Genomic DNA, 23,478 nt, shown 5'->3' with positions numbered 1-23,478 from the left:
GATCAGGAGCCCGAATGTAGAGGGAATGGGAAAAGTGGGGTAGTAGAAGAGGAGTCAGGAGCCCAAAAGCAGAAGAAAGTGACCAAGTTAAGATTCAAAGTCTCTTAAGACCTGAGATAAAAAAGAAAGAAGAGATCTATTTAGTTTTTTATACAAAATAACACGGTGCATGTCGTGATTAATCCACTCACCGGCTCCGCGCATTGCTCAAAACAAAAGAAAAAAGAACCCCACTTTTTTCATTCGAGGAAGGCTGGCAATGGCTGCGCCCGTCGTACGCCTTTTGAGAAGAGCACTCAAAAGGCTAAAGCCAAAACTCCGGCTCCGCACATTGCTCAAAACAAAAGAAAAAAGAACCCCACTTTTTTCTTTTGTTTTGAAACATCTTTTCCTTTTGGTTCGTAATACAATAGTGTAGGGATCATATTGTTGGTTTTTTTGCTCATATTGATAAATGAGGAGTGAGGTAGTTGGAAGAACGTAAGATGGTATTGAAGATGATTGAAGATGGGAAGATTACTGCTGAAGAGGGAGTTAAGTTGCTAGAGGCTATGGATAAGGGTGACTCAGGTACGAGTACTAAACAAGAGGCATCACCAAGAGAGGTTTCGACAAAGGTTAATTGGGATGAGGGCGATCAATATCGTCAGCGTGCAAGGCATGCAGCCAATTCAACGGCAAGTATGTTTACCTCTTTTATTGAAAGTACGATTCAAAAAATTAAGGATGTAGATCTTGATTTTAATTTTGGATCATCGGTTGAAGTGGATCACATTTTTCAACATCGTGATATCGCACCGAAATCAGTAGATGTTGCGCTTGAAAATGGATCCATTACTTTTAAACCGTGGGATGAATCAGATGTAAGAGTCGAGTGTAAAGCGAAGGTATATCGGGTAAAGGATAGTGATGAGGCCCGCCGCGTCTTTTTACAAGAGTCATCGTTTCGTGTAGATGAGCGAAAGTTGCTTTTCCATACGAAAACAAAATCAATCAAAGTCCAAACAACGGTATATGTGCCAAAGGATACGTTTGACCATATTAAGCTATACACCTTTAATGGTAAGATTGAAGGAGCGTCATTTGAAACTGATACATTAGACGTTAACGCTATTAATGGTCCATTAAAATTCTCGACCATCAAATCTAAAAAAGTCATGGCTGAAACGGTCAATGGAGCGATTGATTACAATCAAGTAGAAATCGATGTATTTGATGCGAAAACGATTCATGGCGGAATTACCTTAGCAGGAAAAGTTCAAGACTTTGATGCAGAAACCGTGAATGGCTCCATCACGTATGAGCTTGATCAGTTAGTGGAATCAGGCTATGCTGATTTAAAGGCGACGACAGGCAGCATTCATCTATTCATTCCAAAGGAAAACCGGATTGAAGGAAAGTTGAAGACGAATGTAGGTGGCTTTACGATTGATATGGATGATTACGAAACGTTAGAAGAGAAGAAAGAATTCGCTCAAAAGTCATTGAATTTTATTGGAAATCAACACTCGTCACCGCGTGTGAAGGTCAATGCCTTGACCAATACAGGGTCCGTCCTTGTAAAAGATCAAAAATAACAATGAAATAAGGGAGACAAATGTTTTTATTTGTCTTCCTCCCACTATAAAAGAAAGAGGTGAGATTTAATGAAACGTTTGTTTAGGACGCAATATGATCGCAAATTAGCAGGCATATGTGGTGGACTAGCACAGTATTTTTCGATTGATCCAACCATTATTCGTTTGTTAGCGGTAATTTTGTTCTTTGTTACAGGCTTTTTCCCATTTATTGTCGGTTACATCATTGCTATTTTCGTCATTCCAAATGAGGAGGATGTGAGAGAGACATGAGATGGATCATTGGATTAGTCATTAATGCATTGATTTTAATGGGGATAGCATATCTCTTTGATGGTTTTCATATATCGGGATTTATGGCGGCATTTATTGCGAGTTTACTCTTATCAATCGTTAACGCGATTGTCCGACCGATCCTTGTTGTGCTAACCTTACCAATTACTATTTTGACACTAGGCTTTTTCTTATTTGTCATAAGTGCGATTACACTTATGCTAACAGCTGCTATAATGGGAAGTGCTTTTGTCATTGATGGATTTGGAATGGCTATTTTAGCCGCCATTTTGATCGCAATCATTCAGACCTTTGTGGTTAAACCAATGCGAAAAAGATAGAATTTTTGAGGGCCGCTGAAAAGGTACGATTTTTACCTTTATCAGTGGCCTTTAAGCAATGAGCGGAACCGTTGCTTTGTTTTTAGCCTGCTATGAGTGGGTTTCATAGGTGCAAATTTGCTTTGCACCAGCAGCCGACTTTAGGAGGCTCATGTTTCTCGTAGCTGGCGCGCGACGTGTGGAGCCATTGCTGCTTCCTCGAAATTACTAAAATGGACTTTTTCAGAAGTCTCGAATTTTTGTATGGGATACGTCACTCTTGAGCGGTGTTCCTTTTTTTATCTCTACACAATATACATTTGTAAAATAAATACATTTAAAGATAAAAAAGTAACCCTAGCAGGGAAATGACACGGAGACTCCTGCGGGACCAGTGACCCACGTGTGAGAACCCGCTGGCATGTATACCGAGGAGGCTCACCGGGCACCCGCGGAAAGCGGAGTGTCATTCCCCTGCGTTGACTTGTGCAAGAATATTCCTGTTTTCTGCAAGCTAGTGGAAAGTCGCACCTTTTTTCAATAACCTTTTCTTCCTCCCACAGATAAGACCCCAAACTCAACAACACGACCTTAGAAACATCCTTCTCGCTTTTGATGAAGGACGTTTTTTAAAATTCCTGTCCTTCTCACGAAAAAAATTTGTTTCAGTATGAAATGCTCTCGGGTAAAACATGCTAAAATGGAAAAGGTATTCACTCCGTTTGTTAGCATAGAGATGTGAAGGTGGGATTAGCAAAGTGGCAAAGGTTACAGCAAATACTTTATTAGAGCGTTTTAACTTAGAATTGATCGCAGGAGAAGAAGGAATTTATCGTCCGATTACAACGAGTGATCTTTCTAGACCTGGAATTGAGATGGCTGGATATTTTACGTATTACCCAGCAAAACGTTTGCAGCTTTTAGGTCGAACGGAGCTTTCATTCTTTGAGCATTTGAAGCAACATGAAAGAGAAGAAAGAATGTTGAAGCTATGTACATATGATACGCCTGGAATTATTATTTCACGTGGGTTGGAAGTACCTTCTGAATTAATTGACGCGGCGGAAAAAGTCGGCGTTCCTTTAATGAGATCTAGCGTGCCAACTACGCGTTTAAGTAGTAGCATAACAACGTTTTTAGATAGTGAACTTGCACCGATGACAGCTGTTCATGGGGTGCTTGTCGATATCTATGGAATTGGTGTGTTGATTACCGGAAATAGTGGAGTCGGGAAAAGTGAAACCGCACTTGATTTAGTGCGACGTGGACATCGACTTGTAGCGGATGATTCAGTTGAAATTCGTCAAGAGAATGAAGGGACACTTGTCGGGCGTTCGCCAGACTTGATTCAGCATTTACTTGAAATCCGTGGGTTAGGAATTATTAACGTAATGACGTTATTTGGTGCGGGGGCAGTTAGACCTCATAAACGAATCGTCTTATGCATAAATTTAGAGCTATGGGATCAAAAGAAGGCCTATGACCGCCTTGGCTTAGAAGAAGAGAAAATGAAAATTATTGATTCAGAAATTACTAAATTAACCGTACCTGTAAGACCAGGACGAAATTTGGCTGTTATTATTGAAGTGGCAGCGATGAATTTCCGACTCAAGCGTCTTGGCTTTGACGCGGCTCAAGAGTTTTCAGAACGATTAACCGATGTTATTGAAGAGGGCGATCACGACGAATTTCGTTAAGAATGTGGTATAATGGCGGCGTGTTCGAATATGAACGCGCCTTGTTTTGATTATAGATAGGGAGAGTGGAAACGTGGAAGAGACGATACAACCATATAGCAGAGTTTTTCTAGAGATCGGGCCTCTAACGATCTATTGGTATGGAGCGTTAATCGGGTTAGGAGTGTTTATCGGCTACTTAATCGCAACGAGAGAAGCTGTGAAGCGGGGCTACCCAAAAGAAATGTATGCAGATATATTGTTATTTGCTTTGCCGATAGCGATATTGTCCGCTAGACTGTACTATGTTATTTTCCGTTGGGAGCAATTTGCGGATAATCCGATTCGTGTTTTTTATATTTGGGAAGGCGGGCTCGCGATTCACGGTGGAGTCATCGGAGGAATGCTGACAGCCTATGTGTTTGCGAAAAAGAGAGGGTACTCTTTCTGGCAAATTGCCGATATAACGGCACCAAGCTTGTTGCTTGCTCAAGCGATTGGACGTTGGGGTAATTTTATGAACCAAGAGGTATATGGTGGTCCAGTAACGAGAGAGTTTTTAGAAGGGTTAATGCTACCAGACTTTATTATTAATCAAATGTACATTAATGGTACATATTATCATCCGACGTTTTTATATGAATCAATTTGGAATCTACTCGGCTTTTTCTTGCTGATTTATTTACGACGGTTCAACTTGAAGCAAGGTGAAATTTTCATGACGTACTTAGTGTACTATTCATTTGGCCGCTTCTTCCTTGAGATCGTTCGCTTAGATTACTTATTAATTGGGGGCATCCTAAAAACCGCCCAAGTAATGTCTATAATTTTAATCGTTGGAGCGGTTATCTTCACGATCTATCGCCGAAAACAACCAAATACACCAAACTATCATGACCTAGCACCAACCGCACAAACGAAACAAACAACCAAAAACCAAAAGAAAAAGAAGAAGAAATAATACAAAAAGGCGATCTTCCTTTTTGTATTATTTCGAAGCGGTGAGCGGAACCGCCATAATGTTTTAAGCTTTTTGAGCGAACTTCTCAAAAAGCGCATGGCGAGAGGAGCCACCGCAAACCATGTACGCATTTATTAATGAAAAGGCGATCTTCCTTTTTTTATTATTTCGAAGCGGTGAGCGGAACCGCCGTAATGTTTTAAACTGTTTGAGCGATCTTCTCAAACAGCGCACGGCGAGAGGAGCCACCGCAAACCATGTACGCACGTATTAAGGGAAAAGGCGTTGGAAGTGACTCAAGGAAGCCGCAATGGCTGCACACGTTGCGCGCTTGCTAAGAGAAACATGAGCCTCCTAAAGTCGGCTGCCGGTGCAAAGCAAGTTTGCACCTATGAAACCCACTCTTAGCAAGCTTAAAAGAAGGGCAACGGTTCCGCTCATTGCATCGAAGGCACTAAAAAAGGAAAACCGCCTTTTTTAATGCCTTCTGCGATCTTCCTTTTTTTATTATTTCGGGAAACGAGAAAATATGGCGAGAGAAGTAAAAGTTTCATAAAAAATAAACAACTTACCCACATAAAAATAGAACGGGAAGTAAGTGGAGGGAGAGACCAATGGGGATGCTAAAGCGCGGTCTTCTTGTCGGGTTACAGACGACTTGGACGCTTGGGAAGATCATTTTTCCAATCACATTAATTGTGACGATATTAGGCTATACACCTATTCTTGGCTGGCTGGCGGGTTTATTAGCTCCAGTTATGGGATGGATTGGATTGCCGGGTGAGGCGGCGATTCCGCTTGTGCTTGGGAATGTGTTAAATTTGTATGCTGCGATCGGTGCGATATTGACATTGGAACTGACGGTGAAAGAAGTATTTATTCTAGCAGTGATGCTCTCTTTCTCCCATAATCTATTTGTTGAATCAGCAGTTGCGACAAAAGTGGGCATACGGATGTCGGTTGTGCTAGCTGTTCGGATTGGGCTTGCGCTTTTCGCTGCTTTTATGATTAATCTTTTTTGGAAGGGCGGACAAGAAACCGCGCAGTACGGCTTTGTTTCTAGTAGTGGACAGCCAGAGGTAAATGGGTGGCTTGACATTGCTTGGCAAGGAGTGACGAGTGCGACACTTGGCATTCTTCAGCTTGCCATGGTCGTCATTCCGTTAATGATCGTTGTCCAGATTATGAAAGAACGAAACTGGTTAAAATTAGTATCAAAAGCGATGGCTCCCTTTACAAAAATGCTAGGAATCAAGGAAAATACGTCCACCACTCTAGCATCGGGTCTGTTATTTGGCCTTGCCTTTGGAGCTGGGGTGATGATTCAGGCAGTAAAGGAAGACGGAGTAGAGAAAAAGGATTTATATTTAGTTTTTATTTTCCTCGTAGCCTGTCATGCTGTCATCGAGGATACACTCATCTTTATTCCACTCGGGATCCCGGTTTGGCCGTTATTAATTATACGCCTTGTCACCGCCATTTTATTAACGATAGCGATTGCCTACATTTGGAACCGTATGGACAAAAAACAAGAGCTAGAGCGAAAGGAAGCGACTTATGAACATTGATACATTATTATTTGACTTAGATGGTACGTTGATCAACACAAATGAACTAATTATTGCATCATTTCTTCATACTTTAGAGCATTATAAGCCTGGCGAATACACGCGCGAGCACGCGATTGAATTTATTGGGCCGCCACTTCGAGACAGCTTTGAATCGGTTGATGCCACTCGGGTGGATGAGATGATTCAAACATATCGCACGTTTAACCATGAAAAACATGATGAACTTGTAACCGAGTATGAAGGGGTATATGAAACGATTGAGCGCCTTCATAAAGAAGGCTACAAACTTGCCATTGTGACGACAAAAATTAGAGAAACAGCTCTAATGGGCTTAAAGCTGACTGGATTGGATCAATTTTTTGATGTCGTGATTGGACTCGACGATGTGACAAAGGCAAAGCCGGATCCAGAGCCACTTGAAAAGGCACTTGCAGCACTAGGTTCTACTAAGGAATCAGCCATGATGATTGGCGACAGTCTATTTGACGTAGAAGCGGGTAAGAACTTAGGTGTCCCAACCGCTGTTGTGGGTTGGTCGATTAAAGGGCCAGAAAAAATAAAGACGTTTGAAGCGGACTATACGCTCTCGAACATGCGCGATTTGTTAGCGATTGTCGGAGTGGACAGTAAATGAGCAGAAAGACAGAGCGATACGAAGTAAAAGAGGCCAATTCGCTCTGGCAGATTTACAAAACCGTTCCTTTTTGGAAGGTGATGAAAAATTTCATTGTGATTCAGATTGCTCGCTATACCCCATGGATTGGTGTGAAAAATTGGCTATATCGGACGTTTCTTCGAATGAAGGTAGGCGATGAGACCGCTGTCGCTTTAATGGTGATGATGGATATCATGTTTCCGGAACGAATTACAATTGGGAAGAATTCGATTATCGGCTACAATACAACGATATTAGCGCATGAGTATTTAATCAAAGAATACCGACTCGGCAATGTCGTGATTGGGGATGAAGTTATGATTGGTGCCAATACGACGATATTACCAGGGGTGACGATTGGTGATGGCGCTGTTGTCTCTGCTGGAACGCTTGTGTATCGAGATGTTCCAGCGGGTGCTTTTGTTGGAGGCAATCCAATGCAGGTTATTCGAGAGAAGCTAGTTGAGGATTAGGATCGTAGGAGGGGTGTCACATTTGGGACACCCCCGAAACAATACGAAATCCCTGAGTAGGGAGCATCGCTAATCCCATACTGTTCTGGACTTTTGTCTTTCTGTTATAAAAAAATGGATCTGAGTCAAAACTGACCAACATATTATGTAAATTTTATATATAGTGTTGATAATGAACCGTCCGGATGGTATAGTTAGGGCTGAATTTTTTTTAAAAGGAGAGTCAGATGAGCAGAACTTCTAGGAAAGTAGAGATTCTTCACGCTGCATCTAAAATTGTCAGTGAAAAGGGAATATTTAACTTAACGTTAGAGGCTGTAGCGTTAGAAGCAGGGATTAGCAAAGGTGGTCTGCTCTATCATTTCCCCTCAAAAGAAGAGCTTGTTAAAGGGATGGTTGAGCATTTAGCGAACAATTATCGAGAAAAAATCGCAGATAACGCCGACATGGACCCTATTGAGAAAGGAAAATGGATCCGTGCCTATGTTGATGTGACGTTTAATCAAGCTTATGCCAATAAAGATATGCATTCAGGGCTATTAGCAGCAAAAGCAGTCAATTCCGAGCTGCTCGACCCCATTCGGCAGCTCTATACCGAATGGCAAGATTCCATTGAGCATGATGGCATTGATCCAGTTAAGGCAACGATCATTCGCCTTGCAACAGATGGAATCTGGTTAGCTGAGCTATTTGATATCTATCATATTGGTGATGAAAAGAAAGAGAACGTTTATAAGACGTTGAGAGAATGGATAAGTGAAAAGTAAAAGGGAGGGGGTTGTCTCAAAAGTTCATAAACAGACTTTTGGCACAACCCCTATTGCTTTTTGTACATCAAAACAGAGAGGAGTGAATCGTTTGCTCGTATTTATAAAAGACGTAGGAAGGTCGATTGAGCTACTTTTCTTTTTAGCTTTAGGTTTTTACTTGACGGTGAGTGTGGCTGAGGCTTTCTATGGTAGCTTCGGCATTGAATTTACCGGAAATATCTGGGTAAATTGGTTTGGGATTTCATTCTTTTTATTTGTCATCTACACCGTGATCATGGGGCTTTTTTTATTTAAACATGTTGGATTTTACCGGAAGTTTCTCGAATTGAAGCTATATTGGGTTTTATGTTGTGTGGCTATTTATATCATAGTTATCCCTTTTATAAGAGGGGAAAATCCCTTCTAATGAACACGTTAAAGTTATGAATATAATTTCAGCTTTTTACATAATTGATCGAGAAATGCTAAACCTTGTAACTGCATATGATTCCGTTTATTCACTTTCTCTTGAATGATAGAGATGAGTTGCTTCATTCGCTGTATGTCATGGAGATCTAACTTTTTCATCGTATTCTTTATCCGTACCGATTCTTCAGAGTACACTTCATTTTGCATTGACTTCATCAGCAATACCTTCAATAGTTGAAACATGTCATATAGTCGATAGTTGTTCTCTCCTTCTCGTATGGAAGTAAGATAGCCTTCCTTTTCCCAGTAGCGAATGGTGGAGGGAGGCACATTTGTTTCTGTAGCCACTTCACCAATGGTCATCATTCGTTTAGAGGGAAGGTGATCCAGAAATACGATGGTCTGTTGAATGGTAGCTTTATCCTCGTAATTTCCCACTTGCGCTTTATTTATAATCCACAGAGCAGAATCAAGTTCGCCTAGTTGTATCTTTTTTAAGACGGCTGAGGTTATGTCCATACCAAAGCCTGGTGACATGGCTAGGATACATTCAAAATAGGCTAAATGTTCATCTGTGTATAAACGATAACCTGATGACGATCTTTGAGGGCTCGGAACGATTCCGCGTGCTTCGTAACTTCTTAACGTGCTTGTGCTAATTTGTAGTTTTCTCGCTATATCAATAGGTCTCATCTTGGACAATGTTCTCCCCCTTACCTGAACTTATTTATAAAGTTTATCAAAAAAACTATTGATATGTTAATGATTTTTAGATCAAACATTACAATTCGCTTTAATGTTGTACGGTGTATTTGTAAGTGAAAAAAAACGGAGGGGATTAAATGAAACGAGTAAACATTCATCCTAACATGACGATTGAAGAAGTTGGACAAGCAGGAACACATTATTTGAACGACCATTGGAAGGCGGTGCTAAAGGAACACGCTCCGGAACTAGAAAAACTTTTTCCTGAATATGAAGATGCAACATATGGGATGTACTTAGACAAACTTATCCCACCTATTTGGCAAGAACTGCAACAAAATGGGTATCAATCTGCAGATGAAACAAAAGAAAATGATTTTATTATTGCAGGATGCTTTAATTTTAATAACTCTTTAGAAAAAGCGAAATGGGGGACACCTGCACACGAAACAAGGATTTTCTGGATTGTTCTTAAAGATCAGCATGAAGAACAGATCGGTACGCTGCTTTTTGAATTATCTCATTCTCATGTTGAGTTTGCCCTTCCAGCTCCTCCAAAGTTTATGGTATTTTCGGGAACTGAACGAAACGAAATTATGGAGGAGATTCGTAAGCTAAAAGAAGAATAAATAAGAGACATATAACGAACGCTTAAAGTGATCTTTGAGTGTTCGTTTTTTCATAGTAAGCAATGCGTAATGTGTTGCATAATAGACATTCGATACTTATAAAACAAGGACATGTTAAAATAGTCGTAATAGTTATTTAACCAGTCTGAGGATTTATACTATTATGAATAAAAACAAGGAGGAAACAAATATGCCAAAGAGCCAAAAGGAATTGTCACTAGAACAACGTGAAGAATTAATCAGAACGTTGAAAGACCGCTTTGAAAAAAACATGAACCGTCATGAAGGTCTAGAGTGGACTGAAGTTGAAGCAAAGCTAGAAGCTAACACTGAAAAACTATGGTCACTTAATGAGATGGAGTTGACTGGTGGTGAGCCAGATGTTGTTGGCCATGATAAGAAGACGGGCGAATACCTTTTTTATGATTGTTCCGCAGAAAGCCCTAAAGGTCGCAGAAGTGTTTGTTACGACCGTGAAGCACTAGAGTCGAGGAAAAAACATAAACCGGAAAATAGCGCGATGGATATGGCTGTTGACATGGGCGTTGAACTATTAACGGAAGAACAATACCGAGAGTTGCAGCAACTTGGCCATTTCGATCGGAAAACATCAAGCTGGGTGCAAACGCCGGATCATATTAGAAAACTCGGCGGGGCTATCTTTTGTGATCGCCGCTACGACACGGTCTTTATGTACCACAATGGAGCCGATTCTTATTATGCTGCTAGGGGGTTCCGTGGCTCGCTAAAAGTGTAACTTTTCATAAAAATACATAGAAAGATTAATGTGAGGCTATTAAAAATGATTTTCCATCGTTTGCTTACGCAAGAAACAGTGATTCAATTAATCGATCAGATTGATCGAGAACAGCATTTGCTTTTTTATAGCTATTTAACTCAACGAAGGGATAGCGCTCAATTCATTGGTCAATTTGTCAATCATCAATTAACGGCTGTTTTAGCTTATACAAGTGAGCTGTCCTTTCCTGCTTTTTCTTTTTATTGTGCGAACAATCAACAAGTCTATTTCCACGAATTAATCACATTTACTAGAACGACACTTCAACTCGATGAACATGTTATTTGTGGTACGATCCTTTGTGATCGTGACCTTCAGCTATTTCAATCTTATGGTCTGATTACAGGAAATCCGCAACGCTTTTTAACCATGAAGCATGGTGATCAGGCTAAATTACTAGAAGACAACAGAGCTGAACGAATAAAAGAGGAAGAGTATTCTGAGGCCATTGATTTTATACGAAAGGGTGGAATGAGATTTTTCACTCGAAGTGAAATCAAAGGGTGTCCTTTCCTTGGTATTAAAGATGGTAGAGACTTCGTTGCTGTGGGTGGTTTTCATTTTTATGATCGTCAACTTGTCGAGATTGGAAACATTATCACCAAACCAGAATATAGAGGAAGAGGACTTGGTAAGCTCTTAACAAGTCAACTTACTTGGATGGGAAAACAACTTTCCGCGGACGTCTACCTCGGTGTTATGAAAGAAAATCAACCTGCTGTACATGTTTATGAAAGTTTAGGTTTTGAAACAACGGCTGAGCTTTCGATTGTTGATTTCACTTTGTCTTGTCATGAATTCACATCCAAATCCTAACGTCAAAATGCGCTCGGAGAAATCTGAGCGTTTTTTTCTATTTAAATTAATAGGTTGTACAATTATCCATTCCCTCCATTAACCTCGACTGATTTTATTTGTTCTCTTTTATTTAGAAAAAATCGAATGAACTTGAAAATCCTAGTGTGGCAATAGGTGGAGTCGACAAAAGAATGTGGATTTCGACATTGAAATCCCTTTCTTTTTGTAAGTACCCTTGCGTACATTACCGTCTGGATGGTATAGTTTTGATTGTGAATAAATAAACCGTCCGGATGGTTAAGTAATAAAAGTACAAAACAAAGTACGTTATGTATACAAAGAGGGGGAGACATGATGCCAAAAAAGATTTTATTAACAGCAGCCGTAACAGGCGCGGGGGATACAACGAAAAAAAGTTCACATGTCCCTGTGACACCAAAGGAAATCGCTGAAGCTGCCATTGCATCAGCAAAAGCAGGAGCAACTGTTGCTCATGTTCATGCGAGAGATCCTGAGACGGGAGGAATTAGTCACAACGTCGATCATTACCGAGAGATTGTTGATCGCATTCGTGAGTCGGAAACAGATGTCATTATTAACATAACCTCAGGCGGAGGAGGCGACTTCATCCCAAGCTTAGCGACACCAGCTGCTGGGGGAGATGGAACGGACATGCAAACTCCAGAAGAACGTCACAAGCCTGTTGGGGAGTTGCTGCCGGAAATGTGCACACTTGACTGCGGGAGCGTGAACTTTGGCGACATGATTTATTTGAGCCCAACCGATTGGCTACGTCAACAAGCCAAGCTCGTTCAAGAGAGTGGTGTGAAGCCAGAGTTGGAATGCTTTGACACTGGGCATATTCGTTTTGCGAAACAGCTGATTGATGAAGGGTTAGTTGACGGAGATCCCATGTTTCAATTTTGTCTAGGAATTCCTTGGGGTGCTGATGCTGATGTCGAGACGATGATGTATATGAAGAGCCGTCTTCCGGAAAATGCCCATTGGTCAGCATTTGGCATTGGACGTATGCAAATGCCGATCATGCTTCAAACAGCGATGTTAGGTGGAAATGTACGTGTCGGTCTAGAAGATAACTTGTACCTTGATAAAGGTGTGTTTGCTAGAAATGATCAATTGGTAGAAAAAGCCGTGAACCTGATTACGAGCAATGGAATTGGGATCATGACACCACAAGAAGCACGTGAACAATTCGGATTGAGAAACCCATACGGAGGCGATAACAAATGACCAACCATCAACAGGAATTCAAAAAACTAGCTGTCATCGGAACCGGTGTCATCGGGAATGGATGGATTGCTCGCTTTCTTGCCCAAGGATATGATGTCGTTGCCTTTGATCCTGCAAGTGGCGCTGAAGAAAGAACACGCAACACGATCGATCACGCTTGGCCATCGTTAGAAAAGTTAGGTCTAGCTCCTGGTGCTTCCAAGGATCGTTTAACCTTCGTTGCAACGTTAGAAGAAGCAGTAAGGGATGCTGATTTAATCCAAGAAAATGTTCCGGAACGTGAAGAACTAAAGAAAAACGTCTTAGCGAGCATTGATCAATTCGCGAAGCCTGAGGCGATTATCGGGTCGAGTACGTCAGGGATTATGCCTTCTGTATTGCAGGAAGGGCTCACGAACCCGGAGCGTTTGATTGTTGCTCACCCTTTTAATCCTGTCTACATTTTGCCTCTTGTTGAATTAGTCGGTGGTGAAGCCACAACACCAGCTGTTTTAACGCAAGCGGCAGCGTTTTATGAATCGGTCCAAATGAAGCCACTCGTCATTAATAAAGAAATTGAAGGTCACTTAGCTGACAGGCTCATGGAAGCCCTTTGGCGTGAAGCCTTGCATCTTGTGAATGATGGTGTTGCGACTACTGAAGAAGTCGATGCAGCGATTATTTATGGTGCGGGACTTCGCTGGGCGCAGATGGGACCGTTCTTAACGTTCCACTTAGCTGGAGGAGAAAAAGGGATGCGCCATATGCTCGAGCAATTTGGTCCTGCGCTTAAACTACCATGGACAAAATTAGAAGCGCCTGAATTAACAGATGAGTTGAAAGAGAAAGTGATTCAAGGCTGTGAGAGCCATGCTGGGGATGTATCGATCTCGGAACTAGAACAGAAGCGTAATGAATTTTTAGTAGAATTGCTAGATCTTGCCGAGAAATATTGGCCGGAATCTAACAATCTCATAACTAAATAAGAGGCAGGGAGGGATCAGGATGGTACTTGAACCATTTACGTATAAAGACCATGTTCGCAAAGAGTGGGTTGACTATAATGGCCACATGAATGATGCCGAGTATGCAAAAGTTTTTAGTTTATCCGTTGATTCTTTTATGGATTATATCGGCTTAGATGAAGCTGCTCGTCAGTCGCTCGACTACACAATTTTCACTTTAGAAACCCATCTTTGCTACGCAAAAGAAGCACATGAAGGGGAAGAGCTAACGGTTGATGTTCAGCTATTAGACGATGATGCCAAGCGCCTACACGTATTTTTTACAATGAAAAATCGTGAGGGGATAGAGATTGCTACGAGTGAGCAAATGTTAATGGGGATGGATACTGCAAAGGGGAGACCAGCCCCTTTCCCTCCTGTTATTTCAGACATCATTGAAAAGATACGCAACGAACATGAACTTATGCCGCGCCCAACACAAGTAGGGAGACAGATCGGAATCAAGAAGCGATAAATCTGTTAAGAGGAGAGTGTTTATGAATAAGATTGAAGTGAACCATTTGACCAAAATCTTTGGCGCCCATCCGAAGCAAGGCTTAAAAAGCTTGAAAAATGGAGAGCAGAAGGCTGACATTTTGAAGAAAACCGGGATGACAGTTGGGGTTAACCAAGCTTCCTTCTCCGTGGAAGCGGGAGAAATATTCGTCATTATGGGTCTTTCAGGAAGCGGAAAGTCAACCTTAATTCGGTTAGTGAATCGTCTCATTGAACCTACCGATGGGGAAATTCTTATCGATGGGGAAGACATCACGAAGATGGATAAAAATAAGCTAATTGAAACGCGACGCAAAAAATTAGCTATGGTCTTTCAGCAATTTGGATTGTTACCCCATCGGACAGTATTGACGAATGTTGCCTATGGGTTAGAAATTCAAGGGGTAGACAAAGCCGAACGAGAAGAAAAGGCTTTAAAGTCGATTGAGGATGTTGGATTAAAAGGCTATGAAGCTAGTTATCCAAATCAATTAAGTGGAGGAATGCAGCAGCGTGTCGGGTTAGCCCGCGCATTAGCAAATGACTCTGATATTTTGCTAATGGATGAAGCGTTTAGTGCGCTTGACCCGCTAATACGTAAAGAAATGCAAGATGAGCTGCTTCATCTCCAAAATAGGTTAGGGAAAACCATCCTCTTTATTACTCATGATCTCGATGAAGCACTGAAGCTTGGAGATCGGATTGCAATTATGAAAGACGGCCAGATCGTTCAAGTCGGGACGGCGGAAGAGATTTTAGAAAATCCGGCAAATGAATATGTGTCCAATTTCGTCAAAGATGTCGATCGTTCGAAAGTATTGGAAGCTTCCCATGTGATGAAAAAACCAGAGGTCTTAACGACGTATAAGGACGGTCCAAGGGTCGCTGTTCGGAAAATGGAAGAAGCCGGTGCCTCTAGTATTTTCGTAGTAGATAAAGAGAAGAACTTCCAAGGCTTATTAACGATTGATGATGCCATTCGAGCATACAAAGAAACGATTCCGATGGAAGACGTTTTGATTGATACGGTACACTCAGCTAGTCCTACGACTCCATTAAACGACTTGATTGGAATTGCGGCCGAAACGAAATATCCAATCGTTGTAATTGAAGACGGGAAGCTACTTGGAATTATTTCTCGTGTATCGATTCTCTCAGGCTTAGTTCTTGGGAAAGAAAAAGATGAGGTGGTAACAGCATGAATTACTTCTACTTCCCGTTAGAGGAGTGGACCAATCAATTTGTTGATGGTTGGCTGCTTCCTGTTATGAGCGGATTCTTTAATAGCATAAGTACAGTTCTTAGAGCTTTTATCGATACAGTAACAAACCTATTAATTACGATCCCACCAGAAATCATTATGATCTTGTTAATTATTATCGCTTGGAAAATCGCTGGAAAAGGAATTGCATTATTTACATTGATCGGTTGTTTGTATCTAGGCTCTGTTAATTTGTGGCCTGCTGCTATGCAAACTGTTTCGATTGTCCTCGTATCAACAACACTATCCGTGTTAGTAGGTGTTCCGCTTGGAATTTTAAGTGCAACCAACAAGATGATGGAGACAATCACAAGACCGATTTTAGACTTTATGCAAACCTTGCCTAGTTTTGTTTATTTGATACCTGCCATCCTCTTGTTTGGTTTGGGCGGAGTGCCAGCTGTTATTGCTACATTTGTTTTTGCGACGCCACCAGCTGTTCGTATGACGAATCTAGGGATAAGACAAGTTCCAAGCGATGTAGTAGAGGCTTCAAAAGCTTTTGGGACCACATCTCGCCAGCTGTTATTTAAAGTACAGCTGCCATTAGCATTACCAACCATTATGGCTGGGGTCAATCAAACGATGATGCTTGCTCTATCGATGGCTGTGATTGCTTCAATGATCGGAGCTCCAGGGCTTGGTTCAACGGTATTATCTGGGATTTCAACGGTAAACGTTGGTCTTGGCTTAACAGGTGGGTTAGGAATCGTCGTATTAGCGATTATTTTAGACCGTATTACACAAGGATTAGCAAAAAAAGCGTAAGAAAAAAGGAGAGAAATGTGATGAAAAAATTATTACTAGGTTCAATGATGGCGATGTTAGTAGCTACTGGTGTCGGCTGTTCAACTGAAGATACAAGTGGGGAAACGCCTGAAGAAACGGGAAATGGCGAAACGATTACGTTTGGTGTTACACCTTGGACAAGTACTGTACCACCGACAAAAATCGCCAGTCTGATTTTGCAAGATATGGGCTATGAAGTGGTAGAAACTAGTGCCGATGTCGGCAATGTATTTATGGGCTTATCTCGTGGTGACCTTGATGTCTTTATGGATGCGTGGTTCCCAATGCACCAAGTCCATATGGAGCGCTTTAGTGACACCGTTGTCGATACGGCTGTTAGTTATCCAGAGGCGGAGACAGGCTGGGTAGTGCCAAACTATATGGAAGACATTAACTCTGTTGAGGACATCGTTGGCAATGAGGATTTATTTAATAATGAAATGTATGGAATTGAAGAAGGAACAAGTTCTCAAGAAGAAACAAACGAAATGATTGAAGCGTTAGGGCTTGATATTACACAAGTCAATTCATCTGAAGGTGGAATGCTAGCACAGGCTCAACGTCTCATGCAGCAAGAAGAGCCTGTCATTTTCTTTGGCTGGAGACCACATACGATGTTTAACAAATATGACATCAAAGTCATCGGTAATGATGCTGGTTTCTTTGAAACATCTTCTGTTCATGTCATAACAAACCATGAACTACAAGAAAAAGCACCAGATGCATTTGAATTCTTAAGCAACTGGAACATTTCGATTGATGATGTGGAAGAAATGATCGTTCAAATTGAAGAGGAAGATCAAGATCCTGAAGAAGCAGCAAGAGAATGGATTGACAACAATCAAGATAAAGTGAATGAAATGCTAGGTAACTAGTAAGAGGAGGCCTGAGTCGATAAGACTTGGGTCTTTTCTAAATGCTGTCTTCGTATACTTTGTTAATTTTATGGGGGACGTGTTCTTCTCATGTTCGTTCCATTGCGCTCCAGTCACTCGCACCCGCAAGGAGGTGCCGAGCCTCCTCGGCTGTGGGGTCTCGCCCCTACCTCTACATCCCGCAGGAGTCGAGTGACTTCCGCTCCATTTCACTAAGAGAAAAACCGTTCTTTCACAGCAGCAATCTTTACAGCAACAATTTTTCTCAAAAATATAAATGAGGTGAGATAATGAATCATTGTTCTGACGTTCTTATCGAGAGGGATGTACCGTGTACACTAAGAGATGGAGTGACGTTATTCGCAAATGTATACCGTCCAAATAATAACGGAACATATCCTGTTCTCCTCTCTAGACTGCCTTATAACAAAAATCTCCCAGCCTTCTCCCATCGTTACCTGGATCCAATTCGAGCAGCTTTAGCTGGGTATGTTGTGATCATTCAAGATGTAAGAGGGCGATTTGCTTCGGAAGGGGAGTTTAAGCCATTTATCCAAGAAGCAAAGGATGGCTATGATACGGTTGAATGGGCAGCGGATTTGCCTTATGCCAATGGTATGGTCGGTATGTTTGGTCTATCGTATTACGGCTTCACGCAGCTGTACGCAGCGGTGGAACAACCACCTTCGTTAAAAGCGATTTTCCCTGCTATGACAGGGAATGATTTACGAGATGGCCTACTCTATCGTGGCGGGGCCTTTGAGTTAGGGTTATTTGAAACGTGGATGCTAGACTCAGTGGCTCCTGATTATGTACAACGTAAACAGAAAGGAACCGATCTGATTGATGAAATCAGTGAGGATCTCAATCAAATCGATGATTGGTACAAGCATGTCCCAATCAAAAGCTGGCCGCCTGTCATGAAACATGAGAAATTAGGGGAGCTATTTTCAACGTATACAGGTGAACATTTATTGGGCGATGTGTTTGAAAAAGCTAGTTTTAAAGAAACATTGCAACATTTGAAACTGCCTGCTTATCACTTAGCAGGCTGGTATGATTGCTTTTTAGGGCCGACGTTAACAAACTATGAACAAATGAGCAAACATGAGGTCAATCAAAAGCTCATTATTGGACCTTGGGGACATGGGGTGTTTGAGTCTAGTTTTGGGGAGCGTTTTTTTGGTGTGCATAGCTCGGGGCACTCGATCGATGGAAAAGAGGACTTAACGTCACTCCATTTGAATTGGTTTGATACATGGCTTAAAAATGAACAGAGGCATAAAATAGCAGAGGATCCTGTACAAATTTTTGTTATGGGGATCAATAAGTGGCGGACGGAAAAGGAATGGCCTTTAGCACGAACCGTGTATACACCTTATTATTTACATAGTGAGGGAGGTGCCCATATGCATTCCGGTCACTTAGAGGTGCATCCACCAAGGATGGAGCCAACGGATCAATTTGTGTTTGATCCTGAAAATCCGGTCCCGACCAAAGGAGGAAGTCCACTTTTTTATCAAGGATTGAATAGTGGACCGCTTGAACAAAGTGACATAGAAAAAAGAGAGGATGTTCTCGTTTATACGTCTAAGCCTCTGGAGGAACAGCTTGAAATAACGGGGCGGATTAAGATGATTCTTTATGCCAAAAGCGATGCACCTGATACTGATTTTACCGTGAAATTAGTCGATGTGTTTCCAGACGGGAAAGCCTATATTTTAACAGACGGAATAATCCGTGCTAAGTATCGTAACGGATATGAACAGGAGGCTCCCTTATCTGGTGAAGTCATCAAATATGAAATAGACCTTTGGGCTACGAGCAATGCCTTTTTAGCAGGGCACTCGATTCGAATTGAAGTATCTTCAAGCAATTTTCCGCGATATGATGTGAACCCTAATACTGGCAAAACATTAATGGATTCAACCGAGACAAATAAAGCGGTACAAACCATTTATCATGATAAACGATATCCATCGCATGTGATGCTACCGGTCATACCGGGTGGAGGCGTGTAAGAAGGGGGAAGCTGTTAAGCATAGGGCTTAGCAGCTTTTTTACGATGAAAACTAATTTTCGCTGATAAAATGGGGTTTTCGCAATTATATTTGCTTATTCGCTGATAAAATGAGATTTTCGCCGTTATATTTATTTATTCGCCGATATATATCGATTTCCGCAAATAAATGTTTTGAGCGCACCACATGGGGGCTCTTTTGACTAGATACTGCGCAGAATTATTGAATAGCATAAAAAATGTAAGAAAAACAGTTCGTTTTTTCTGCTGAACTCTTCTCTTTCTCGAAAGTTGTGAGATAATTCTTTCAAAATGGTTGACGTTGTTCGTACCTCCATGTAAACTAACTATATACTTTATCTTATTAGCACATTAGCGAGCTAAAGCGAAATGGACATTTTCTTGAAACAAAAACAGGTATTTTGACAAAAATCGCGAATGATAGGAAAGATAGAAAAAAGATGTCGGAGAGCTGCAGTATAAGCAGACAATGGAGAAGAACGAGGAGTGAAATCAATGTCTAAGCCACTTATGTTTGAGAAGCCACTTGGCATGCGCGATACATTGCCGGAAATGTATGCAATGAAAAAGCAGGTTCGAAAGCAATTAGAAACAGAAATGTCTGGTTGGGGCTACCAAATGATTGAAACCCCAACGTTAGAATATTACGAAACGGTTGGTCTAGCCTCAGCCATTTTAGATCAACAGTTGTTTAAATTATTAGATCAGCAAGGAAATACATTGGTGCTTCGTCCCGATATGACAGCACCGATTGCGAGATTGGTTGCTTCAAGCATGAAAGGGGAAGCTTACCCGCTTAGACTTTCTTATCAGTCAACTGTATACAGAGCACAGCAACATGAGGCTGGAAAGCCGGCGGAATTTGAGCAGCTTGGTGTGGAGTTGATTGGTGATGGAACCGTTAGCGCCGATGGGGAAGTGATTGCCCTTATGGCATCAGCGTTAAAACGTGCAGGCTTGTCTCACTTTAAAATTGCGATTGGGCATGTTGGTTATGTGAACGCGCTGTTAGAAGATATTGTTGGAGAGCGTGCCGATGAGCTGCGTCGTTTCTTATATGAAAAAAATTATGTTGGGTTCCGTGAGCATGTGAAAAGCTTGCCGATCTCCTCAATTGATAAAGGCAGACTTCTTGGTCTCTTAAAATTACGCGGTGGCAAAGGAACAATGGAAGAAGCAGCGAAACTTATTTCAAATGAAGAAGGATCAAAGGCGATCGCCGAACTGACAGAGCTCTGGCAGGTGCTAGAGAACTACGGCATTGAGCAATATGTGAAAGTCGATTTAAATTTAGTCCTTCATATGAGTTATTACACAGGCGCGGTATTTGAAGGCTATGGAAGCAATTTAGGTGTACCGCTATGCAGTGGCGGGCGTTATGATGAACTGCTTGGCAAGTTTGAGCGTCCTGGCCAAGCGACAGGATTTGGTGTGCGTCTTGATTTACTTGTTGAAGCACTAGGCGAAATGAACACGAAGCAGAAAAAAACATGCATTGTCTTTAGCAAAGAAAGACGGGCAGAAGCATTCCAAGAAGCGGCAAGTATGCGGGCAAAAGGCGAATCCGTTGTTGTTCAAGACATTGCCGGAGTTGGGGATGTGGACGGAATGTCAGAACAATTTACTGAGGTGTACTACTTCATTGGTGCAAAGAAAGGAGACGCGTAAGATGGCAGAATGGTTAACGGTCGCAATGCCGAAGGGGAGAATTTTTGAAGAAGCATTAGAATTGCTGCGAAAAGCAGGGTATAACTTACCGGCAGAGTTTGATGATTCCAGGAAGTTAATTATTGATGTGCCAGAGGAAAACATGCGTTTTATCCTTGCAAAACCAATGGATGTCCCTACATATGTTGAACACGGTGTTGCTGATGTTGGAGTCGCTGGAAAAGATACTATGATTGAAGAAGAGCGTGTTGTCTATGAAGTGCTCGACCTGCAAATTAGTGAGTGTTACTTGGCCGTTGCAGGTCTTCCGAATTATGAAAAGAAAGACATCAATCCAAAAGTCGCTTCAAAATATCCGAACCTAGCGACACAATACTTTAAAGAACAAGGCGAGCAAGTCGAGATTATTAAATTAAATGGCTCGATTGAATTGGCCCCATTAATTGGCCTCGCCGATCGCATCGTTGATATCGTTTCAACAGGGAGAACATTAAAGGAAAATGGCTTAGTGGAGCTTGAAACGATTGTGCCGATCACCTCACGTTTGATTGTCAATCCAGTTAGCTACCGCATGAAAGACGAACGAATTGATGAAATGGTCGAACGTCTTTCTCGAGTGATCGAGGGGGAAGAAGCATGAAAATCGTCAAAGTTGGGGCAGAGGTAAGCATCAAACGTGACATTGATACAGGCACAGAGCAGCAAAGAGAAGCGGTCGAAGCGATCATTGCTCAAGTAAAAGAACAAGGTGATCAAGCTCTCTTTGAATTAACGAAAAAATTTGACGGAGCCGAGCTTACAAGTCTTCGAGTAACGGAGGAAGAACTCGAAGGAGCGTACGCAAAGATTGATGAGGAATTGATTTCAGCGTTGCGCGAGGCAATGGTAAATATTAAAGATTTTCACGAGCGTCAGAAGCGTCAATCGTGGATGACGACAAAGGAAGATGGCACGATTCTTGGTCAAAAGGTAACTCCGCTCAATTCTGTTGGAGTATACGTGCCAGGTGGCAAAGCCGCTTACCCATCATCGATTATGATGAATGTCATTCCAGCTCAAGTCGCTGGTGTTGAGCGTATTGTCATGGTGTCGCCAGCTGGAGCAGATGGAATGCTTCCGGCTAGTGTCCTTGTCACAGCGAAGGAGCTAGGAGTGAAGGAAATTTACAAAGTTGGCGGAGCTCAAGCTGTTGCTGCTCTTGCATTTGGAACAGATTCGATTCAATCCGTTGATAAAATTACCGGACCGGGCAATATCTATGTTGCATTAGCGAAGCGGGCTGTTTTTGGCACTGTTGATATTGATATGATCGCAGGGCCGAGTGAGATTGTTGTTCTAGCAGATAAGACAGCCAACTCGCGCTACATAGCTGCAGATCTCCTTTCTCAAGCGGAGCATGATGAGCAAGCGTCAGCGGTTTTAGTGACAACCTCTCAGGAGCTTGCTGAACAGGTTGCTAAAGAGGTTCAAGAGCAGCTGACGACATTGCCAAAACGAGAGATTGCTGGATCGTCGATTCGTGATTATGGTGTGATTTACGTCGCTCGTGATTTTGTTGAGGCGGTCGATGTCGTGAATCAACTTGCACCTGAGCATTTGGAAATTTTAACAGAAGAGCCTATGAATGTAATTGGAAGAATTCGTCATGCTGGAGCGATTTTTGTTGGGCCTTACAGCTCAGAGCCAGTGGGGGATTATTTTGCAGGACCAAACCATGTTTTGCCGACAAATGGAACCGCCCGTTTCTCGAGCCCGCTCAATGTCGATGATTTCACGAAAAAATCAAGCATAATCTCCTATAGCAAACAAGCTATGGAAGAAAATGGTCGAAAAATTTCAGCCCTTGCCCGTTTAGAAGGCTTGGAAGCTCACGCACGAGCAATTGATATTAGGTTGGAGGAAAAGTAGATGACAGAACGCCGCGCACAAATCGAACGTAATACAGGGGAAACACAAATTAAGTTGGACTTTACGGTGGATGGAGAAGGAAAATCAGAATTAGAAACAGGAGTTCCATTTTTAACGCATATGCTCGATCTCTTTACAAAGCACGGCCACTTCAACTTAACTGTTGATGCCAATGGAGATATAGAAGTTGATGATCACCATACGACAGAAGATATTGGAATTTGTTTAGGGCATGTGTTAAAAGAAGCACTTGGCGATAAAAAAGGAATCCGCCGCTACGGAAATGCTTTTGTACCTATGGATGAGACGTTGGCTCAAGTTGTTGTCGATTTAAGCAACCGTCCACACCTTGAGTTTCGTGCTGAGTTCCCAAGTCAAAAAGTAGGAACGTTTGATGTCGAGCTCGTTCATGAGTTTATGTGGAAGTTAGCCCTTGAAGCCAGAATGAACTTACACATTATCGTCCACTATGGTCACAACACACACCACATGATTGAGGCGGTATTTAAAGCATTAGCACGTGCCTTGGATGAAGCTACAAGCATCGATGAACGGGTCAAAGGCGTCCCGTCGACGAAGGGGATGTTGTAAG

The 23,478-nt window shown here is 41.9% G+C and carries 25 protein-coding genes; 24 read left to right on the top strand and 1 reads right to left on the bottom strand.

The window, feature by feature from the left end:
- Nucleotides 1-470: 470 nt before the first annotated feature.
- The 10 genes from LQ50_RS05375 to LQ50_RS05330 all read left to right on the top strand — a co-directional run bounded on the left by LQ50_RS05375 (nt 471) and on the right by LQ50_RS05330 (nt 8,682).
- A complete protein-coding gene (locus LQ50_RS05375; RefSeq protein WP_034626826.1) occupies nt 471-1,577 on the top strand; it encodes a DUF4097 family beta strand repeat-containing protein in 1,107 nt (368 codons plus the stop codon).
- Between the two features lie 69 nt (nt 1,578-1,646).
- On the top strand, nt 1,647-1,850 hold the full coding sequence (locus LQ50_RS05370) for a PspC domain-containing protein (RefSeq protein ID WP_034626825.1): 204 nt from the start codon (nt 1,647-1,649) through the stop codon (nt 1,848-1,850).
- Nucleotides 1,847-2,191 carry a phage holin family protein gene (locus tag LQ50_RS05365; RefSeq protein WP_034626823.1) on the top strand — a complete coding sequence of 115 codons (345 nt, stop codon included), beginning with the start codon at nt 1,847-1,849 and terminating at the stop codon, nt 2,189-2,191. The genes LQ50_RS05370 and LQ50_RS05365 overlap by 4 nt, the downstream gene beginning before the upstream one ends.
- 737 nt (nt 2,192-2,928) lie before the next feature.
- Nucleotides 2,929-3,867 carry an HPr(Ser) kinase/phosphatase gene (gene hprK / locus LQ50_RS05360; protein ID WP_034626820.1) on the top strand — a complete coding sequence of 313 codons (939 nt, stop codon included), beginning with the start codon at nt 2,929-2,931 and terminating at the stop codon, nt 3,865-3,867.
- A 73-nt stretch (nt 3,868-3,940) separates the two neighbouring features.
- Entirely contained in the window at nt 3,941-4,807 is an 867-nt protein-coding gene (gene lgt / locus LQ50_RS05355) for a prolipoprotein diacylglyceryl transferase (protein ID WP_034626819.1), read from the top strand.
- A gap of 614 nt (nt 4,808-5,421) precedes the next feature.
- The gene (locus LQ50_RS05350) at nt 5,422-6,375 is read left to right on the top strand and encodes a nucleoside recognition domain-containing protein (protein ID WP_202595355.1); all 954 of its coding nucleotides are present in this window, start codon (nt 5,422-5,424) and stop codon (nt 6,373-6,375) included.
- The gene (gene ppaX / locus LQ50_RS05345; protein WP_034626818.1) at nt 6,365-7,012 is read left to right on the top strand and encodes a pyrophosphatase PpaX; all 648 of its coding nucleotides are present in this window, start codon (nt 6,365-6,367) and stop codon (nt 7,010-7,012) included. The genes LQ50_RS05350 and ppaX overlap by 11 nt, the downstream gene beginning before the upstream one ends.
- Nucleotides 7,009-7,506 (top strand): acyltransferase, encoded by a 498-nt coding sequence (locus tag LQ50_RS05340; RefSeq protein WP_034626817.1) that lies wholly within the window; start codon nt 7,009-7,011, stop codon nt 7,504-7,506. The genes ppaX and LQ50_RS05340 overlap by 4 nt, the downstream gene beginning before the upstream one ends.
- Nucleotides 7,507-7,733: 227 nt before the next feature.
- A complete protein-coding gene (locus LQ50_RS05335; RefSeq protein ID WP_034626816.1) occupies nt 7,734-8,273 on the top strand; it encodes a TetR/AcrR family transcriptional regulator in 540 nt (179 codons plus the stop codon).
- Between the two features lie 91 nt (nt 8,274-8,364).
- Nucleotides 8,365-8,682: a hypothetical protein gene (locus tag LQ50_RS05330; protein WP_034626881.1), complete on the top strand. Its 318-nt coding sequence runs from the start codon at nt 8,365-8,367 to the stop codon at nt 8,680-8,682.
- A gap of 14 nt (nt 8,683-8,696) precedes the next feature.
- Here LQ50_RS05330 and LQ50_RS05325 read toward each other — a convergent pair whose 3' ends face one another.
- Nucleotides 8,697-9,377: a MerR family DNA-binding transcriptional regulator gene (locus LQ50_RS05325; RefSeq protein WP_034626879.1), complete on the bottom strand. Its 681-nt coding sequence runs from the start codon at nt 9,375-9,377 to the stop codon at nt 8,697-8,699.
- A gap of 149 nt (nt 9,378-9,526) precedes the next feature.
- On the opposite strand from LQ50_RS05325, the gene LQ50_RS05320 reads away from it, so the two are divergent.
- From LQ50_RS05320 to hisB, 14 genes are all read left to right on the top strand, one after another.
- Nucleotides 9,527-10,018: a DUF6022 family protein gene (locus LQ50_RS05320; RefSeq protein WP_034626815.1), complete on the top strand. Its 492-nt coding sequence runs from the start codon at nt 9,527-9,529 to the stop codon at nt 10,016-10,018.
- Nucleotides 10,019-10,208: 190 nt separating this feature from the next.
- Nucleotides 10,209-10,775 carry a DUF4256 domain-containing protein gene (locus LQ50_RS05315; RefSeq protein ID WP_034626814.1) on the top strand — a complete coding sequence of 189 codons (567 nt, stop codon included), beginning with the start codon at nt 10,209-10,211 and terminating at the stop codon, nt 10,773-10,775.
- A 45-nt stretch (nt 10,776-10,820) separates the two neighbouring features.
- Nucleotides 10,821-11,633, top strand: a complete 813-nt coding sequence (locus tag LQ50_RS05310; RefSeq protein ID WP_034626812.1) for a GNAT family N-acetyltransferase — start codon at nt 10,821-10,823, stop codon at nt 11,631-11,633.
- Nucleotides 11,634-11,969: 336 nt separating this feature from the next.
- Entirely contained in the window at nt 11,970-12,866 is an 897-nt protein-coding gene (locus LQ50_RS05305) for a beta-keto acid cleavage family enzyme (protein WP_034626810.1), read from the top strand.
- Nucleotides 12,863-13,831 (top strand): L-carnitine dehydrogenase, encoded by a 969-nt coding sequence (locus LQ50_RS05300; RefSeq protein WP_034626808.1) that lies wholly within the window; start codon nt 12,863-12,865, stop codon nt 13,829-13,831. The genes LQ50_RS05305 and LQ50_RS05300 overlap by 4 nt, the downstream gene beginning before the upstream one ends.
- A 19-nt stretch (nt 13,832-13,850) precedes the next feature.
- Nucleotides 13,851-14,324 carry a thioesterase family protein gene (locus LQ50_RS05295; protein WP_034626807.1) on the top strand — a complete coding sequence of 158 codons (474 nt, stop codon included), beginning with the start codon at nt 13,851-13,853 and terminating at the stop codon, nt 14,322-14,324.
- Between the two features lie 22 nt (nt 14,325-14,346).
- Nucleotides 14,347-15,546 (top strand): quaternary amine ABC transporter ATP-binding protein, encoded by a 1,200-nt coding sequence (locus tag LQ50_RS05290; RefSeq protein WP_034626805.1) that lies wholly within the window; start codon nt 14,347-14,349, stop codon nt 15,544-15,546.
- Nucleotides 15,543-16,373 (top strand): ABC transporter permease, encoded by an 831-nt coding sequence (locus tag LQ50_RS05285; RefSeq protein ID WP_034626803.1) that lies wholly within the window; start codon nt 15,543-15,545, stop codon nt 16,371-16,373. Before LQ50_RS05290 ends, LQ50_RS05285 begins: the two co-directional genes overlap by 4 nt.
- Nucleotides 16,374-16,393: 20 nt before the next feature.
- The gene (locus LQ50_RS05280) at nt 16,394-17,269 is read left to right on the top strand and encodes a glycine betaine ABC transporter substrate-binding protein (RefSeq protein WP_034626802.1); all 876 of its coding nucleotides are present in this window, start codon (nt 16,394-16,396) and stop codon (nt 17,267-17,269) included.
- A gap of 290 nt (nt 17,270-17,559) precedes the next feature.
- Complete coding sequence (locus tag LQ50_RS05275) at nt 17,560-19,290, top strand: CocE/NonD family hydrolase (protein WP_034626800.1); 1,731 nt, start codon at nt 17,560-17,562, stop codon at nt 19,288-19,290.
- A gap of 515 nt (nt 19,291-19,805) precedes the next feature.
- On the top strand, nt 19,806-20,978 hold the full coding sequence (locus LQ50_RS05270; protein ID WP_202595354.1) for an ATP phosphoribosyltransferase regulatory subunit: 1,173 nt from the start codon (nt 19,806-19,808) through the stop codon (nt 20,976-20,978).
- A 1-nt stretch (nt 20,979) separates the two neighbouring features.
- Nucleotides 20,980-21,618, top strand: coding sequence for an ATP phosphoribosyltransferase (hisG, locus tag LQ50_RS05265; RefSeq protein ID WP_034626799.1), 639 nt, complete (start codon nt 20,980-20,982; stop codon nt 21,616-21,618).
- On the top strand, nt 21,615-22,886 hold the full coding sequence (hisD, locus tag LQ50_RS05260; RefSeq protein ID WP_034626798.1) for a histidinol dehydrogenase: 1,272 nt from the start codon (nt 21,615-21,617) through the stop codon (nt 22,884-22,886). The genes hisG and hisD overlap by 4 nt, the downstream gene beginning before the upstream one ends.
- Nucleotides 22,887-23,477, top strand: a complete 591-nt coding sequence (gene hisB, locus LQ50_RS05255) for an imidazoleglycerol-phosphate dehydratase HisB (RefSeq protein ID WP_034626796.1) — start codon at nt 22,887-22,889, stop codon at nt 23,475-23,477.
- Nucleotide 23,478: the final 1 nt, after the last annotated feature.

The sequence above is a fragment of the Halalkalibacter okhensis genome, assembly GCF_000787375.1.
Classification (GTDB): domain Bacteria; phylum Bacillota; class Bacilli; order Bacillales; family Bacillaceae_D; genus Halalkalibacter; species Halalkalibacter okhensis.
Note: the sequence above shows the minus strand (reverse complement) of the source record. Positions and strands in the feature narration are given on the sequence as shown.